General features: G+C 60.7%; 14 protein-coding genes and 2 pseudogenes. 13 read left to right on the forward strand and 3 right to left on the reverse strand.

Annotation, left to right across the window (positions count from 1 at the left end; translation table 11 throughout):
* Window positions 1-8: 8 nt before the first annotated feature.
* The 6 genes from trpD (at window position 9) to ACPDZI_RS14415 (ending at window position 6,849) form a co-directional block, all read left to right on the forward strand.
* Window positions 9-1,037 (forward strand): anthranilate phosphoribosyltransferase, encoded by a 1,029-nt coding sequence (trpD, locus tag ACPDZI_RS14390; RefSeq protein WP_438833355.1) that lies wholly within the window; start codon window positions 9-11, stop codon window positions 1,035-1,037.
* The gene (gene trpCF / locus ACPDZI_RS14395; RefSeq protein WP_438833356.1) at window positions 1,037-2,545 is read left to right on the forward strand and encodes a bifunctional indole-3-glycerol-phosphate synthase TrpC/phosphoribosylanthranilate isomerase TrpF; all 1,509 of its coding nucleotides are present in this window, start codon (window positions 1,037-1,039) and stop codon (window positions 2,543-2,545) included. The genes trpD and trpCF overlap by 1 nt, the downstream gene beginning before the upstream one ends.
* 76 nt (window positions 2,546-2,621) lie before the next feature.
* Entirely contained in the window at window positions 2,622-3,815 is a 1,194-nt protein-coding gene (trpB, locus tag ACPDZI_RS14400; protein WP_005338139.1) for a tryptophan synthase subunit beta, read from the forward strand.
* Entirely contained in the window at window positions 3,812-4,618 is an 807-nt protein-coding gene (trpA, locus tag ACPDZI_RS14405) for a tryptophan synthase subunit alpha (protein WP_438833357.1), read from the forward strand. The genes trpB and trpA overlap by 4 nt, the downstream gene beginning before the upstream one ends.
* An 828-nt stretch (window positions 4,619-5,446) precedes the next feature.
* A complete protein-coding gene (locus ACPDZI_RS14410) occupies window positions 5,447-5,833 on the forward strand; it encodes a hypothetical protein (protein WP_438833358.1) in 387 nt (128 codons plus the stop codon).
* A 224-nt stretch (window positions 5,834-6,057) separates the two neighbouring features.
* Entirely contained in the window at window positions 6,058-6,849 is a 792-nt protein-coding gene (locus tag ACPDZI_RS14415; protein ID WP_438833359.1) for a hypothetical protein, read from the forward strand.
* Between the two features lie 280 nt (window positions 6,850-7,129).
* Here the strand turns inward: ACPDZI_RS14415 and ACPDZI_RS14420 are convergent, their stop codons facing one another.
* Window positions 7,130-7,669 carry a metal-dependent hydrolase gene (locus tag ACPDZI_RS14420; RefSeq protein WP_438833360.1) on the reverse strand — a complete coding sequence of 180 codons (540 nt, stop codon included), beginning with the start codon at window positions 7,667-7,669 and terminating at the stop codon, window positions 7,130-7,132.
* A gap of 141 nt (window positions 7,670-7,810) precedes the next feature.
* Between ACPDZI_RS14420 and ACPDZI_RS14425 the strand changes: the two genes are divergently transcribed.
* Both ACPDZI_RS14425 and ACPDZI_RS14430 read left to right on the forward strand, forming a co-directional pair.
* A complete protein-coding gene (locus tag ACPDZI_RS14425) occupies window positions 7,811-8,053 on the forward strand; it encodes a DUF3297 family protein (RefSeq protein WP_411640407.1) in 243 nt (80 codons plus the stop codon).
* 196 nt (window positions 8,054-8,249) lie between these two features.
* A complete protein-coding gene (locus ACPDZI_RS14430) occupies window positions 8,250-8,792 on the forward strand; it encodes a beta/gamma crystallin-related protein (RefSeq protein WP_438833361.1) in 543 nt (180 codons plus the stop codon).
* A 69-nt stretch (window positions 8,793-8,861) separates the two neighbouring features.
* Here ACPDZI_RS14430 and ACPDZI_RS14435 read toward each other — a convergent pair whose 3' ends face one another.
* Together ACPDZI_RS14435 and ACPDZI_RS14440 are read right to left on the reverse strand one after the other, a co-directional pair.
* Window positions 8,862-9,305, reverse strand: coding sequence for an inhibitor of vertebrate lysozyme family protein (locus ACPDZI_RS14435; protein WP_043159737.1), 444 nt, complete (start codon window positions 9,303-9,305; stop codon window positions 8,862-8,864).
* Between the two features lie 182 nt (window positions 9,306-9,487).
* Window positions 9,488-10,699, reverse strand: a complete 1,212-nt coding sequence (locus ACPDZI_RS14440) for a NupC/NupG family nucleoside CNT transporter (RefSeq protein ID WP_438833362.1) — start codon at window positions 10,697-10,699, stop codon at window positions 9,488-9,490.
* Between the two features lie 480 nt (window positions 10,700-11,179).
* Between ACPDZI_RS14440 and ACPDZI_RS14445 the strand changes: the two are divergent.
* The 5 genes and pseudogenes from ACPDZI_RS14445 to tauD all read left to right on the forward strand — a co-directional run.
* Window positions 11,180-12,319: pseudogene (locus ACPDZI_RS14445) on the forward strand (ElyC/SanA/YdcF family protein); the annotation flags it as partial.
* Window positions 12,320-12,693: 374 nt separating this feature from the next.
* The gene (gene tauA / locus ACPDZI_RS14450) at window positions 12,694-13,668 is read left to right on the forward strand and encodes a taurine ABC transporter substrate-binding protein (protein WP_438833363.1); all 975 of its coding nucleotides are present in this window, start codon (window positions 12,694-12,696) and stop codon (window positions 13,666-13,668) included.
* 23 nt (window positions 13,669-13,691) lie between these two features.
* Window positions 13,692-14,459, forward strand: coding sequence for a taurine ABC transporter ATP-binding subunit (gene tauB, locus ACPDZI_RS14455; RefSeq protein WP_438833364.1), 768 nt, complete (start codon window positions 13,692-13,694; stop codon window positions 14,457-14,459).
* A complete protein-coding gene (gene tauC / locus ACPDZI_RS14460) occupies window positions 14,456-15,286 on the forward strand; it encodes a taurine ABC transporter permease TauC (RefSeq protein WP_438833365.1) in 831 nt (276 codons plus the stop codon). The genes tauB and tauC overlap by 4 nt, the downstream gene beginning before the upstream one ends.
* Window positions 15,283-16,136: pseudogene (gene tauD, locus ACPDZI_RS14465) on the forward strand (taurine dioxygenase). Before tauC ends, tauD begins: the two are co-directional and overlap by 4 nt.
* The last annotated feature ends 207 nt before the right edge of the window (window positions 16,137-16,343 follow it).

The raw sequence follows: 16,343 nt of genomic DNA on the forward strand, positions 1-16,343 counted from the left end.
AGACCAACATGCATCATCATCTCAACACCCTCTATCAGGGTCAGTCTCTGAGCCGTGAAAGTACCCGCGACGCCTTCGGCCAGGTGGTACGTGGCGAAGTGGATCCCATCGTGCTCGCCAGTCTCTTGACCGCTCTCAAGATCAAGGGGGAGACCCCGGAGGAGATCGCCGGCGCCGCCGAGGCCCTCTTGGCGGAAGCGCGCGACTTCCCGCGTCCGGACTATGAGTTCTGCGACATCGTCGGCACCGGTGGCGATGGCCTCAACACCATCAACGTCTCCACCACCTCGGCGCTGGTCGCTGCCGCCTGCGGCCTGAAAGTGGCCAAGCACGGCAACCGCTCGGTCTCGAGCAAGTCGGGTTCGAGCGATCTGCTGGACAAAATGGGCATCAAGCTCGACATGAGCCCGGCGCAGGCGCGCCGCTGCCTGGACGAGCTCGGCATCTGCTTCCTGTTCGCCCCCCAGTACCACGCCGGGGTGCGCCACGCCATGCCGGTGCGCCAAGCCCTCAAGACCCGCACCCTGTTCAACGTGCTGGGGCCGCTTATCAACCCCGCTCGCCCCACCTATCAGCTGATGGGGGTCTATGCCCCCGAGCTGGTGCGCCCCATCGCAGAAACCCTGCTGGCACTGGGGCTGAAAACCGGTATGGTGGTGCACGGCGCCGGGCTCGACGAGATTGCCATCCACGGCCCGACCCAGGTGGCCCAGATCCGTGACGGCGAGATCCGCGAATTTCTGCTCACCCCGGCTGACTTTGGCCTCGATACCTATCCGGTCAGCGCCATTCAGGGCGGGGAACCGGAAGAGAACAGCGCCATCACCGCCGCCATTCTGGAAGGGCGTGGCACCCCGGCCCACAACGCCGCCATTGCCGCCAATGTGGCGCCACTGCTGCTGATGGCGGGCAAGGCGAAGGATCTCAAGAGCGCGGCGGCCCAGGTGCTGGCGGTGCTGGCGAGCGGCAAGGCAGCGGATCTGGCCGCCCGGCTCGCCACTTTGAGCCATCAGGAAGCGGGCCATCAGGAGGCATGATGTCAGCCACCACATTGCACAGCAGTCATTCAGAACGCCCACAGGGCAAGAGCCAGTTTCGCAAGGATAACGAGATGTCAGACCTTATTGCCCCCCATGCTTTTCTGAACATGGCCTCCATCAGCCAGACCATTCTCGGCAAGATCGTGGCGGCCAAGCAGGAGTGGGTTGCCGCCCGCAAGCTGGCCCAGCCGCTGGAGAGCTTCCAGAGCGCGCTTACCCCCAGCGATCGGGATTTTGTCGGGGCGCTCAAGGCGGGCTCCACCCGCTTTATTCTGGAGTGCAAGAAGGCCTCCCCCTCCAAGGGCTTGATCCGCGACGATTTCAGCCCGGAGGCGATCGCCGATATCTATGGCAAATACGCCACCGCCATCTCGGTGCTGACCGACGAGAAGTTCTTTCAGGGGGATTTCGCCTTCCTGCCGCGGGTGCGCGGTCGCGTCAGCCAGCCGGTGCTCTGCAAGGATTTCATGATTGACCCCTATCAGATCTATCTGGCCCGCCACTATCAGGCGGACGCCATCCTGCTGATGCTCTCGGTGCTCACCGACGAGGGCTATCGCGCCCTGTTCGCGGTGGCCAAGGAGCTGGGCCTTGGCGTGCTGACCGAGGTGAGCAACGAAGAAGAGCTGACCCGCGCCATCGCGCTGGGCGCGCCGGTGATTGGCATCAACAACCGGGATCTGCGCGATTTGAGCGTCGATCTGAACCGCACCAAACAGCTGGCCAAAGATATCCCGAGCGATCGGGTGGTGATCAGCGAATCCGGCATCAACCACCGCGCTCAGGTGGCGGATCTGCGCCACCACGCCAAGGGCTTTCTGGTGGGCTCATCCCTGATGGCCGAGCCGGATCTGGAGGCTGCGGTGCGCAAGCTGGTACTGGGCCAGAACAAGGTGTGCGGCCTCACCCGCGCCGAGGATGCCGCCGCCGCCCATCAGGCGGGTGCGGTGTTCGGGGGTCTTATCTTTGTGGCCAAAAGCCCGCGCTATGTGGACATTCCCGCCGCCCGCGCCGTGATGGCGGGCGCGCCGCTCTCTTACGTCGGGGTATTTCGCAACGCCCAGCCCGCCACCCTCGTCAAGACGGTGGAGGCGCTGGGGCTCGCCGCAGTACAGCTACACGGGGATGAAGATGCTGCCTATATCGAGGGACTGCGCGCGCTGCTGCCGGCTGGCTGCCAGATCTGGAAGGCAGTTGGAGTCACAAGTGGCGAGCCGCTGCCCGCCCTCGACTACCCGGCCGATCGGCTGCTGCTCGATACTGTCGTGAAAACTGCGGTCGGCAGCCAGAGCGGCGGTACCGGTCAGGCATTTGACTGGGCCATGCTGGCCAATCTCGATAAAGCCAAGCTGATGCTGGCGGGCGGCCTTAATCCCGACAACGCCCTGCAGGCGGCGCAAGTGGGCTGCCTCGGCCTTGATTTCAACTCCGGGGTAGAGAGTGCCCCGGGCCAGAAGGATGCGCACAAGATTGCAGCCGCCTTCGGCGCACTGCGCCAACTGTGAAAAAGCGCTGCGAACCCGCTCAACGCATGCACCAAATGAATGAATCGCTTAAGCCTATAAATACAAGGAATAGTCTATGACCCTGCTCAACCCGTTTTTCGGTGAATTTGGTGGCATGTATGTGCCCCAAATCCTTATCCCGGCCCTGCTCCAGCTGGAGAAAGCCTTTGTCGATGCCAAGGATGATCCGGCCTTTATCGCCGAATTTCAGTCCCTGCTGACCGAGTATGCCGGTCGCCCGACCCCGCTCACCCTGACTCGCAATCTGACCAAGGGCACCAAAACTCGTCTCTATCTGAAGCGTGAAGATCTGCTGCACGGCGGCGCCCACAAGACCAACCAGGTGCTGGGGCAGGCGCTGCTGGCCAAGCGGATGGGCAAGAACGAGATCATCGCCGAGACCGGCGCCGGTCAGCATGGCGTGGCGACTGCGCTGGCCTGTGCCCTGCTCGGCCTCAAGTGCCGGGTCTATATGGGGGCCAAGGATTGCGAACGCCAGAAACCGAACGTCTTTCGCATGAAGCTGATGGGCGCCACCGTCATTCCGGTGCACTCCGGCTCCAGCACCCTCAAAGATGCCTGCAACGAGGCGCTGCGCGACTGGGCCGCCAACTACGAATCGGCCCACTACCTGCTCGGCACCGCCGCTGGCCCGCACCCCTTCCCCACCATCGTGCGGGAGTTCCAGAAGATGATCGGCGAAGAGGCCAAGGCCCAGTGCTTCGAGAAGGAAGAGCGGCTGCCCGATGCGGTGATCGCCTGCGTCGGCGGCGGCTCGAACGCCATCGGCATGTTTGCCGACTTTATCGATGAGCCGTCGGTGCGTCTCATCGGCGTCGAGCCGGGTGGTCACGGTATCGAGAGCGGCGAGCACGGTGCGCCGCTGGGTCACGGCAGCAAGGGGGTCTTCTTTGGCATGCACTCCTATCTGATGCAGGATAATCAGGGCCAAATTCAGGAGTCCTACTCCGTCTCGGCTGGGCTGGATTTCCCCTCCGTCGGCCCGCAGCACGCCCATCTGGCTGCCATCGGCCGCGCCGAGTACCCCTCGGTGACCGACAAGGAGGCGCTGGACGCCTTCCAGGAGCTGGCCAAATCCGAAGGCATCATACCAGCGCTGGAGTCCTCCCACGCGCTGGCCCACGCCCTCAAGATGGCCCGCAGTGAACCGGAGAAAGAGCAGGTGCTCATCGTCAACCTCTCCGGCCGTGGCGACAAAGATATCTTCACCGTCGCTGACATCTTTGAAAAAGAAGGAACCTTGTCATGAACCGTTACGCACAACTCTTCTCCCGTCTGGACGAGGCCAATCAGGGCGCCTTTGTGCCGTTCGTGATGCTGGGTGACCCCACCCCCGAATTGTCACTGGCCATCGTCGATGCGCTGGTGGAAGGGGGCGCCGATGCCCTCGAACTCGGCATTCCCTTCTCCGATCCGGTGGCGGACGGCCCCACCATTCAGGGGGCCGCCCTGCGGGCGTTTGCCAGCCACACCACCCCGGACGACTGTTTCGATCTGCTTGGCCGCATCCGCGCCAAGTACCCGCAGCTGCCCATTGGCCTGCTGGTCTACGCCAATCTGGTCTATGTGCGCAAAATTGACGGCTTCTACGAGAAGTGCCAGCAGGCGGGCGTGGACTCGGTGCTGGTCGCCGACGTGCCGGTGCAGATGTGCGCCCCCTACAAGGCGGCCGCCGACAGGTTCGGTATCGACAGCATCTTTATCGCCCCGCCCAATGGCGACGCCGAGACCCTGAAACAGGTGGCGGAGCTCGGCAATGGTTACACCTATCTGGTGAGCCGTGCCGGTGTGACCGGTGCCGAGACCAAGGCCGGCATGCCGGTGGAAGGTCTCATCAACACCCTGCGCGAGTTCAAGGCGCCCCCTGCCCTGCTCGGCTTTGGCATCAGCGAACCGGCTCAGGTGCGTGAGGCCATCGCCGCTGGCGCCGCCGGTGCCATCTCCGGCTCCGCCGTGGTGAAGATCATCGAGACCCACCACCAGAACCCGGAGCATATGCTCACTCGTCTGAAGGAGTTTGTGGAAGGGATGAAGGCCGCGACCCTGCGCTAAGCGTTCAGTCAAACGCCCACCCCCATGACAAGCAAGGGGGGGGCCAAACGCCCCCCTTTTGTTATCCACCATCCCTGGTTGGTGCCACCCTTGTAGGTCTGATTAGCGAAGCGTAATCAGACGTTCGCGGAATTGATGCTGATGCTATGGCGCGGCTTCGCCACGCAGGACATGAGGGCGCCGCCCTCGACGGGGTTTCGCCCGCCCTTCGGGCCTGGGCGAGTGACTTTGGAAAGACCCGCTCTCTTTAGCAAATCACACCAAAAGTCTTCTCCTCCGCTTATTCGCCCGACTGACGTCGGGTACCTTCGGCTCACCCTCTTGTCCAACGGCACGCGCCGATGGGCCGTCCATGGCCCAACGCTGCTCGCTCGGCGTCCTGCCTCGCGGCCTGGACAAGAGGTCTCGCCTTAATGACTAATTTATTGATCCAACACAGATTCCCGACAAAACACGCTTCTCAACACGCACCCGCCCCCTTAAGATACTCGAATGACAATCAACCTCTCGGAAGAACGCCATGACAGCGATTGTTGCTATCTCGCAGGTTAACAGCAGCAAACTGGGAGCTGTCACTCAGGGGCGGTAGCGTGGTTTTTTGTAAGTTGGCGCAGCGTGTAGCAAAGCCCAACAGGCGAGCATTATTGCGCCAACCAGTGCGGGATAAATATGGATGTGGCAGAACCGTAAAGCAGATTTTCAGATATATTCGCGGTAAATGTTTGGCTTCACTTCGTGAAGCACCAATCTACGATTTTTAGCCCAACATTCGAGATTGTCATTTACAGCATGAGAACAACTTTAATAACAAAACATAGAGAGCACCTAATGAAACTTAAGCTTATTATTTGTTCAACCCTCTTATCGGCATTTACTAATGCTTATGCCGACACCCCCAAACTACCATTTTCATTCACAACTGAATGTAGAAAGTATTTTAGCGTTAATGAAGTTAAACGAGCAGATAATAGATATTCTTGGAAAGCTGAGGATTGCCAGTTTCCCCCACAAGGAGAATGTGTAGGATACGTAAGTGCCCTGAGTATATGTGGGGGAACAGAAGATGGTTTAACTGTTATGAAACCATCACAAGATATGCCCAATGGTGGTGTACTGTTTTATACCACATATAATCGCGAACCCTGTGATTGGGGAACAGGGAAAAGTGCACATATTGCAGTTGTATACCAGTGCTTTACGTCGAGCAAAAAATGAAGTATGGCCACCCATCTTTTTGAGAAAGACGTTTCATAACCAAAACACAATAGATGGGTGTCCAAGTTTTTTATTCAGCTCCATAAAATGATGGTAGCGAAATGATTTAAAAATACTTTCTCACTGCTGCAATGATAATTTGGCGAAGCTATACAGAAGGCTTTGCTATCGGATTAGTAGATCACTCTAGCTAACTATTACTAGGCGAATAGAGTAAGTTAATAATGAATGATGTTTCTTTAGCTATTGCTAGAAATATGTTCCATCTGCAAATTCATGAAGCAGATGGTCAAAGATTTGAGGATCTTTTCTCAAAAATAATGAGCTATAAACACCGTGATTTTCAACCTGTAAGACCATACGGGAACATTGGTGACCGTAAAAATGATGGTTGGATAGAAAGTGAAAATACTTATTTCCAAGTTTATGCACCTTCAAATATTGAAAAAAACATCAACAATGCAGTAAATAAACTTGAAACTAATCTTGAGGGATTGATAAATAAATGGAATGAGTTATGCCCTGTTAAAAAATTTTACTTTGTATTAAACGATAAGTACAAAGGTGCTCCTCCTCAGTTGCAACAAAAAATGCTTTCCTTAAAATCAAAGTTTGGGTTGGAAAAAGCAGGTGTTTGGGTTGCTAAAGATCTTGAGTTTGACCTTTTTGATTTACGAAGTGACATGATTCACTCTGTTGTTGGTCATTTACCACAAATCAGCAACGAGGAATATATGTTTGTTTCTGGTTTTACTTGTTTTATTACAGCGTGGATAGATTTCGAGAAAGTTGGTCGGAAAAAGTTACAGCAATTAGCTACGACTACAAATAGAAGACCAATAGTAGGCAAATTTTTAATAAGAGAGCTTCACACGTTGGGCTTTATAAGTGCCAATGATGTAGATTTTCTGATGCAAACGGCGGATAAGCGAAATCATTTAGTTCATGGTAACACGTTAAAGATACCTAAAAAGGCTGATATTGATAACTTAGTTGCGATAACAGAGCGCTTATAAAAACCTCCTAACAAATCATTCAAGAGGAATGCGCAACGCATGATATTTTTCCTATGAGCTGATTTACGTAATTAAGGTTGTGTACGGTAGTTTTTGTATTCCATTCCTCATCTATTAATATGGCATTAACTGAAAAAATACTCCTAGAACACCCGAGAAAGCGAAAATTCAGGGCACCTATCTTTCTAAACAAAACTCTGCATAACCAGAACACCAGAGATGGTGTGTCCACGTTTTTATTTTTTCTCCGCCACAATATATCCAACAACTATTCCCAACCTCACCAATGTCCCCCCCTGCCCCACATCCGCCATCCCATCAACACCAGCATCAATACAACCCCCGGCAGCCAGACCCAGCAGAGCTCGGAGAGGATCACCGCCTCACCTCGGGCGGTGAGGTAGGCCTCCAGCTTGAAGGGGGCGACCCGGATCACCTGCCAGGGGGCGAAGAAACGCTCGTCACGCCACGGCCAGAGCCAGCCAACCCCCTTGCCGCCGGTGGTGAGGGAATCGAGCAGGCTGTGGGAGAGCAGAGAGACCAGCAGAAACGACCAGACGGTGGCGGCGCTGGCCCGAAATTGGCGGTGAAACAACATGGCCAAGGTAGGCAGGGCAAAGGCAAACAGCAATGAGTGGGTAAAGCCGCGGTGGCCAAAGACATGGCCGTAGGCGACCCCCAGTTTGAAGGCGAGCACATCGGCATCGGGCAGCATGGCGATGGCGACCCCAGCCAGCAGCAGGCGCGGCGGGATAATCCGGCTGCCAAGCCCGAGTCCAAGGCAGAGAGGGACGGCGGCGTGGGTAACTATGGTGGGCATAGGATAAAGCTCCAACTGAAAACGTGAGCCTACCCTAACCCCGCTCGGTGAAGTGAAGGTGAAGTTGCGTGCCACCAGCCTTGAGCCCATGACGGGCATTGCCTACAATGACCCACTTTTTATAACTCTCAGGTAAATAAAATGAGCGACAACAAACCGGCCCTGCCCGACCGCCTGGCGGCCAACCCGCGCAGCCCGCACCATGTGGCGGAGTGCTTCCAGCACGAGATCGGCATTCGCGTGAACGGCAAGGTGCGCACCAATGTCGAGGAGTACTGCATCAGCGAAGGTTGGGTGAAGATCCCCTCCCCCAAGGCCAAGGATCGCTACGGCAACCCCATGCTGATCACTGTCAAGGGCACCGTTGAGGCTTTCTACGCCTAAACGGCCCTGACCGCGCGCCCGTCGGGCCCGCCGCCATGCTGTTCAGAACACCGGCCTTGTGCCGGTGTTCTGCTTTGGACCCTGCATCTTTTCGTCGATGGCGGGCAAGGAGTGTCGCTGCGGGCGCCGCTCTCTCTTGCATCGAGGCTGCGTCTCGGCAATCCTTGCCGCCCCTTGAACTGGCAAGATCTCATCCATGAACAAGCTGTTTGTCCTGCTGGCGCTGTTGACCCTGAGCACAGCGGTCCGCGCCGATATCCTTATCAATCCCCAGATCGTGGTGAACGGCCAAAGCAATGGCGGCGGGCGTATCCACGTCTGTACCCTGACCCCCTTCAACAGCGTCTATGCCGATGCGGGGCGCAGCGAGTGGCTGGCGCGCCAGAAGGTGAGCCGCCGCTGCCAGCAGGGCCAAGGCAACAACAGCCTGTTTTGCGAGGCGGCCAAGGCGAGCTGCCTGACAACCCGATTGGACGAAGGGGACGACGCCGGCGTCCTGCTGGTGTTCGACGGCGCCCATCAGAGCGGCGAGTCCCTGCGCATCGACCGGGATATTGCGGATCTCGGTCGCTACGGCTTTGCCAACCGCATCTCCTCCTTCACCGTGCCGGCTGGCTGGGTGGTGCGCTTTTTCGAGGAGACCGACTTTCGCGGCGGCTACTACACCCGCAAGGGTGGCGAGCAGGAGGCGACCGACTTCAACAATCGCATCCGCTCGGTGCGGATCCTGAGCCGCTAGCACCTTGCCCCATCACTCCTTCGCCATAAAAAAACCTCTGCCTGGGCAGAGGTTTTTGCTTTTTGATGCTTACTGCCAGTTGGGGTCGGCCTCAACCTGCTTCATCAGGGCGGCCTGCATCCCCTTGTCCGGCTGGCCCAACCAGGTGTAGCGGGCAAACTTGGACGGGGTTTCGCGGGCGGCGTCGCTATCTGGCAGGTCGATCAGCACGCCCCACACCCGCTTGGCCTTGGCATCCACCAGCAGCTGCATGTAGTGGCTGGCGCAGTCGTGAGGTTTGCAGACCGAACCGCTCTGATAGGGGGTGCCGGCCACGGCTTCGAGCGGGGAGCTGGTGCCATTGCCGCTACGCACCCACTTGGGCAGGTTCTTGATGCCCTGAGTCGCCTTGGCCCAGGGGGCCTTGAAGTCCGCTGACAGCAGCAGATCCGAGGTATAGGTGGCGGCGGCAAACGCCGGCGCGGCGCCGGCCAGCAGCAGGGAGAGCGCCAATGCGCGCGAGAGACGGGTCATGGTGTGATTCCTTGTTATATGAATGCCTGAACGGGCGCGGACTGGCCGCGCGCCATCACGCTACCGCCTGAGCCCGCCCCTGTCGAGCCCACGCCGTGCCGAGGCGTCAGTGGCTGGCGCCAGATGGACGACACCCCGCCGCGCCAGTGGCGAGACGGGGTGTACATGGGGGCAAGGGTCGCTTAGCCGAGGGAGGCGAACAGCCCCGCCAGGGTCGCGCTCATCAGGTTGGCCAGGGTCGCCGCCAGCACCGCCTTGAAGCCGAGGCTCGCCACGTCGTGGCGGCGCTCAGGCGCCATGGTGCCGATGGAACCGAGCTGCACCGCGATGGAGCCCAGGTTGGCAAAACCGCAGAGGGCGAAGGTGATGATGATCTGGGTGTGGGCGCTGAGATCCTGCTTGATGTTGGCAAAGTCCAGGTAGGCGACGAACTCGTTCATGATCACCTTCTGACCAATCAAGGACCCTGCCGCCATCATCTCGCTGGCGGGCACGCCGATGAGCCAGGCCACCGGGGCAAACAGGTAACCCAGCACTTGCTGCAGGGAGAGATCAGCCCAGCCGAACCACTCGCCGACGGTGGTGAGACCGGCGTTGATCATGGTGATGACGCTGACAAAGGCCAGCAGTATGGTGCCAATGGCCACCGCGATCTTCATGCCGCCCATGGCGCCGCCCGCCAGTGCGTCGATGGCGTTGCTGTAGTCGCTCTTGTCGAGGGTGATCTCGGTCTGATCGCTCACCTGCTGCTGCTCCGGCACCAGCAGTTTGGCCATCAGCAGGCCACCCGGCGCCGCCATAAAGGAGGCGGCAATGAGGTACTTCAGATCCACACCCAGACCGGCGTAACCGCCCAGCACCGAGCCCGCCACCGAGGCCATGCCGCAGGTCATCACCGCAAACAGCTCGGAGCGGGTCATGCCGGCGAGGAAGGGGCGGATCAGCAGCGGCGATTCCCCCTGCGAGAGGAAGATGTTGCCGGTGGCCACCAGGGATTCGGCGCGGCTGGAGCCGAGCAGGCGGTGAATGCCGCCCCCCAGCACCCGGATCACCCACTGCATGATGCCGAAGTGATAGAGCACGGCGATCAGCGCGCTGATGAAGATCACCAGCGGCAGCACCCGCACGGCGAAGATGAAGCCGTTGCTGGCCAGATCGCCAAACACGAAGCGGATGCCGCTGTCGGCAAAGCCGAGCAGGGCGGAGACGCCGTTGCTCATGGCGCCGAGCATGATTTGACCGGGGGGGAAGTAGAGCACCAGGGCGGCAAAGCCGGTTTGCAGGGCGAGCGCCCCCAGCACGGTCCGCCAGCGGATGGCACGGCGGTTTTCACTGGCCAGCCAGGCGATAAACATCAGGGCCAGCATACCGACCAGACTCAATAACAGCGTCATCTTGCACCTATGAAGAGAGGAATTTCATACGGCAAGTCTGCAGACAGGCATCGCAGGGAGCGGGCGGGAGAGGTGCCGACCCCGCGACACGCAGACCACAAACCTACAGGTTAGTGGCGGGTCCCATCCTGGGGTCATTCACGTTCCGGGTGACGGCGAGTATCGGGTGACGCCAGCGCCGTCGCAGGGAAGCTGCGGCCGGGTGGCAGGTCGGGCGGCGATGGTACAGTGATCGCCGTCACAGAAAAAGCAGTAAAACGATTGGCCCCGCCAACTTTTTCACGGCAGCGCTGAGCTTTACCCAAAACGCGGCAGGATTGCGCCACAACTGAGCAAACCCACAGGGAAAGCACATTTCGCTCCCCCCGAATAGGGCAGGCGCCCCCCTTCCCCGGATAACCGAAGCGGTTCACGTTTTTTCACGCCACGACGCGGTACACTGACCAATCACCAAGTTTATGTTTTTATTGAAAAAGCCCCATGGTCCTGGAATGGCCTGGTGCCATCAACCTTCGGTGGAACGCCATCATGATGAAAAGAACCGCGATTGCCCTGACGCTGGCCAGCCTGTTGGCGCTGCCAGTGTGTGTCTCCAGCAATGCCTGGGCTGCCCCGGTACGCTCCCTGCAAAAGGAGCAGAATTACGACCAGTACATCAGCAAGCGCCAGGTGGTGGATCAGCTGCTGGCAGATGCCTGGCAGATCTTCAAATCCCCCGCCCGCATCTCCACCGCTGGCTTCACCGCCAAGATGCCGAGCAACATGGAGCAGGTGACCGAACTGCTGCTGCAGGCCTACCAGCTCGAGCCCTATCGCACCGACCTGCTCATCTCGGCGGCCAACGCCCAGATCTACAACGGCAACGTGGACAAGGCCATCGGCCTGTTCGAGCAGGCCCTCAGTACCGCGCCCGATGACATCGACCTGCTGAGCTACCTCGCCACCTGGCAGACCTTCAAGCACAACGAGGCCGCCGCCAAGGGCTATCAGAGCAAGCTGGCGACTCTCAATCCCGGCCGCGCCGCCGATCTGCAGCGCATCTTCGACACGGTCGATCGCGTCGTCGCCACCCCGCTCAAGGAGCAGGGTGAGCGCTCACCCAAGTCGGGCAACCGGGCCATCGTCACCCTGGGTTATGCCCTCAATCCCGACGGCTCCATGCACGACATCCTGCTGGGCCGGCTGGAAACCACCCGGGCGCTGGCCAAGGCCAACCCGGCGGCCCTCATCATCCTGACCGGCGGTGTGCCCCAACACCGTCAGACCGAGGGCAAGCTGATGGCGGACTGGCTGGTGAAAAAGGGGATCGACCGCTCCCGCATCATCGAGGAGAACTACGCCACCAGTACGGTGGAGAACGCCCTCTATAGCGGCTATGCCCTCGCCCGCCACCAGATCGAGTACGCCACCCTGGTGAGCTCCGCCAGCCATGTGCGCCGGGGCCAGACATTGATTGAGATCGCCTGCTGGCAGAGCGGGCCGGCCGGGATCCGGATAGACAGCGTCAGCTATCCCGACAAGCCGCTCTCCGAGCTTGCCAAGGTGAGCGACAGCGAGCTGCTCGGCATCTACCGCGATGCTCTGCGCACCTACGGGCTCTGGAGCTACCGCTCCGCCCCCTGCTGGAGCGTTGATTCCGGGTGGGCCGCTCTCGCCCGCCCATGGCCAGCGCGCCTCTTGCAGCACCGCCGTCACCTGACCCAAACCAACCCGCCCAACCGGCGGGTTTTATTTTATCCGCCCAATAAGCCAAACCGGTTCGATATTCAATAAATGGGCAAGCATTGCCATATCCGAATAGGCTTGCCGATATTTTCAGCACTCATTGCCAGCCACCAAATATCGACTTGCCATATTGAGATATATGAATAAACGGATTGGGTTGCCGTTCTTTTTCTAAGAACCATATCTCATCAACCATATATTTTCGGTCTTTCCTCAGCGCCCCGATAAATGGGAAAACTGCCGCTTCATTCCCCCGATGGAGCAATATCATGACAGGAAAAGGACATTCCCTCTGGCTGGCGGCGCTCGCCCTGCTCAGCCTGCAAGCCAAGGCCGTGGAAGTCACGGTGGCCTACCAGACCTCTGCCGAACCGGCCAAGGTGGCCCAGGCCGACGACACCTTTGCCCGCACCAGCGGCGCCACGGTGAAGTGGCTCAAGTTTGACAGCGGCGCCAGCGTGGTGCGGGCGCTCGCCTCCGGCGACGTGCAGATCGGCAACATCGGTTCCAGCCCGCTGGCGGTGGCCGCCAACCAGCAAGTGCCCATCGAGGTGTTCCTGCTCGCCTCCAAGCTCGGCAACTCGGAAGCGCTGGTGGTCAAGCCCGAGCTCACCTCCGCCACGGCGCTCAGCGGCAAGCGCATCGCCGTGCCCTTTACCTCCACCACCCACTACAGCCTGCTGGCCGCGCTGCGGCACTGGGGAGTGGATCCGGCCAGCCTGCAGATCGTCAACCTGCAGCCGCCGGCCATCATCGCCGCCTGGCAGCGGGGTGACATCGATGGCGCCTATGTCTGGGCGCCAGCCCTCAACGAGCTGACCAAGGGCGGCAAGGTACTGACCGACTCGGCCCAGGTGGGCGAGTGGGGAGCCCCCACCCTGGATGTCTGGGTGGTGCGCAAGGAGTTCGCCAAGGCCCATCCCGAGCTGGTGCAGGCCTTCGTCGACAGCACCCTGGCGGCCCAGCGCGACTACCTGGCCAACCCCGACGGCTGGCTGACCAAGCCGGACAACCTCGCCAAGCTGGCCAAACTAAGCGGCGAGCCTGCCAGCGACGTGCCCGCGCTGGTCAGGGGCAACACCTACCTGAGCGCCAGCCAGCAGAGCGCCGAGCTGGGGGAACTGGTGAACCAGACCCTGGTGGACACCAGCCGCTTTCTCAAGGAGCAAGGCAAGGTGCAGAGTGCCGGCAGCGATTATCGCGCCTACGTGACCGACCGCTTCGTCAAGGCTCACGCCCGCTGACCCCGCATCACAAGGAGGCATGCATGCTGCAGCTCACTCACCTTTGTGCCGATTACGCCGGGCGCAGAGTCCTCGACAACATCAACCTGACCCTGGATGCAGGCGAGCTGATGGTGGTGCTCGGCCCCTCCGGCTGCGGCAAGACCACCTTGCTCAACCTCATCGCCGGTTTTCAGAGCGCCCAGGAAGGCACCATCACTCTGCAGGGGCGGCCGGTGAGCGGCCCCGGCGCCGAGCGAGGGGTGGTGTTTCAGCACGATGGCCTGCTGCCCTGGCGCAACGTGCTGGACAACGTTGCCTTCGGCCTGCAGCTGGCCGGCGTGCCGCGCCGCGAACGCGAGGCCAGCGCGCTGGCCATGCTGCGCAAGGTGGGGCTGGAGGAGGCCCACGCCAAGCCGGTCTGGCAGCTCTCCGGCGGTCAACGCCAGCGGGTCGGCATCGCCCGGGCGCTGGCCACCCAGCCGCAACTGCTGCTGCTTGACGAGCCCTTCGGCGCCCTCGACGCCTTTACCCGCGAGCAGATGCAGACCCTGCTGCTGCGTCTGTGGCACGAGCTGCGCCGGCAGGTGCTGCTCATCACTCACGACATCGAGGAGGCGGTGTTCATGGCCACCGAGCTGGTGCTGCTCTCCCCGGCGCCGGGGCGAGTCATGGAGCGGCTGACCCTGGACTTCGGCCGCCGCTTCGCCGCCGGCGAGCCCTGCCGCAGCATCAAGTCAGATCCCGCCTTCATCGCGCGGCGCGAGTACGTGCTGGAGCGGGTCTTTGCCGAGCGGGAGGTGTTTGCATGAGCCTCACCCTCTCCCGCCCGCTCGACCCTGCCCGCCGGATACGCCTGCGCTGGCCGCTGCCACGCCGGCTTGGGGTGAGCCTGCTGACCCTCTGTGCCCTCCTGGCACTCTGGTGGCTGGTGGCCAGGCTCGGGCTGATAAGCCCGCTGTTTCTGCCCTCTCCCGCCCAGGTGCTGCAGCAATTTGCCACCCTCGCCGGGCCGCAGGGCTTCATGGATGCCACCCTGTGGCAGCATCTCGCGGCCAGCTTGCAGCGCATCCTGATAGCCCTGATAGCTGCGGCCTTTTTCGGGGTAACGGTGGGGATTGCCATGGGGCTCAGCCCCACCCTGCGCGGCATGCTCGACCCGCTGATCGAGCTCTACCGGCCGGTGCCGCCCCTTGCCTACCTGCCACTCATGGTGATCTGGTTTGGCATCGGCGAAACCTCCAAGGTGCTGCTCATCTATCTGGCCATCTTCGCGCCGGTCGCCATGGCCACCCTGGCGGGGGTGCAGGGCGCCAAGCAGGTGCGGCTGCGGGCCGCCCGGGCGCTCGGCGCCAACCGCTGGCAGGTACTGTGGTACGTCATCGTGCCCGGCGCCCTGCCGGACATTCTCACCGGGCTGCGCATCGGGCTCGGGGTCGGCTGGTCCACCCTGGTGGCGGCCGAGCTCATCGCCGCCACCCGCGGTGTGGGCTTCATGGTTCAAGCCGCCGGCGAATTTCTTGCCACCGACGTGGTGCTGGCGGGCATTCTGGTGATCGCCCTGATCGCCTTCACTCTGGAACTTGGTTTACGTGCGCTGCAGCGTCGCCTGACGCCGTGGCATGGAGAAGGACTATGAGCAATTCCCTGCAAATCACCCCCCTCGGCCCCCACATCGGCGCCGAGGTCAGCGGCATCAGCCTGGCCGGGCCGCTCGATGAGGGCCAGTTCGCGCAGTTGCAGCAGGCCCTGCTGACCCATCAGGTGCTGTTCTTTCGGGATCAGCCCATCAACCCCCGCCAGCAGCGGGCGCTGGCCAACCGCTTCGGCGATCTGCACATTCACCCCGTCTATCCCCACGCGCCGGAGGCCGAGGAGATCATCGTGCTCGACACCCACGACGACAACCCGCCGGACAACGACAACTGGCACACCGACGTCACCTTCATCGAGACGCCGCCGGCGCTGGCCATTCTGGCCGCCAAGCAGCTGCCGCCGGTGGGGGGCGATACCCTGTGGGCCAGCGGCATCGCCGCCTTCGAGGGACTCTCCCCCGTCTGCAGCAGTTGCTGACGGGGCTGGAAGCCGAGCACGACTTTACCAAATCGTTCCCGGCCCATCGCCACAATGCCAGCCCGGCCGAATACCAGCACTGGCAGGAGGCAGCGGCACGTCACCCGCCGCTGCGCCACCCTGTCATCCGCACCCACCCCTTGAGCGGTCGGCAGGCACTGTTCGTCAATGAAGGCTTCACCACCCGCCTGCCCGATTTGCCGGCGCAAGAGAGCGAGGCGCTGCTCACCTTCCTGTTTCGCCATGTCACCAAGCCCGAGTATCAGGTGCGCTGGCGCTGGCGGGAGCACGACATCGCCATCTGGGACAACCGGGTCACCCAGCATTACGCCAACGCCGACTATCTGCCGGCCAGGCGAGTGATGCACAGGGCCACCGTGCTGGGGGACAAGCCGTTCTGGCGCGCGCCCGCGTAACGCCAACATCTGCCCAGCAGCGACCGGTTGCGCCGCCGTTATTGATCCGAAATAAAATAACGGTGCGCGTTGCCGGTCATTATTTTCAAATAGATCAACGAGACCACCAAATATCACCAGAAATATGTAAATCGACACACCTTGCAATATTTCCATACAACTTCCGGCTGCCATCCGGTCGGCCCCTCCCCGTACTATTTCGGGGTT

It is taken from the genome of Aeromonas oralensis, from assembly GCF_049665575.1.
Lineage (GTDB): Bacteria > Pseudomonadota > Gammaproteobacteria > Enterobacterales > Aeromonadaceae > Aeromonas > Aeromonas hydrophila.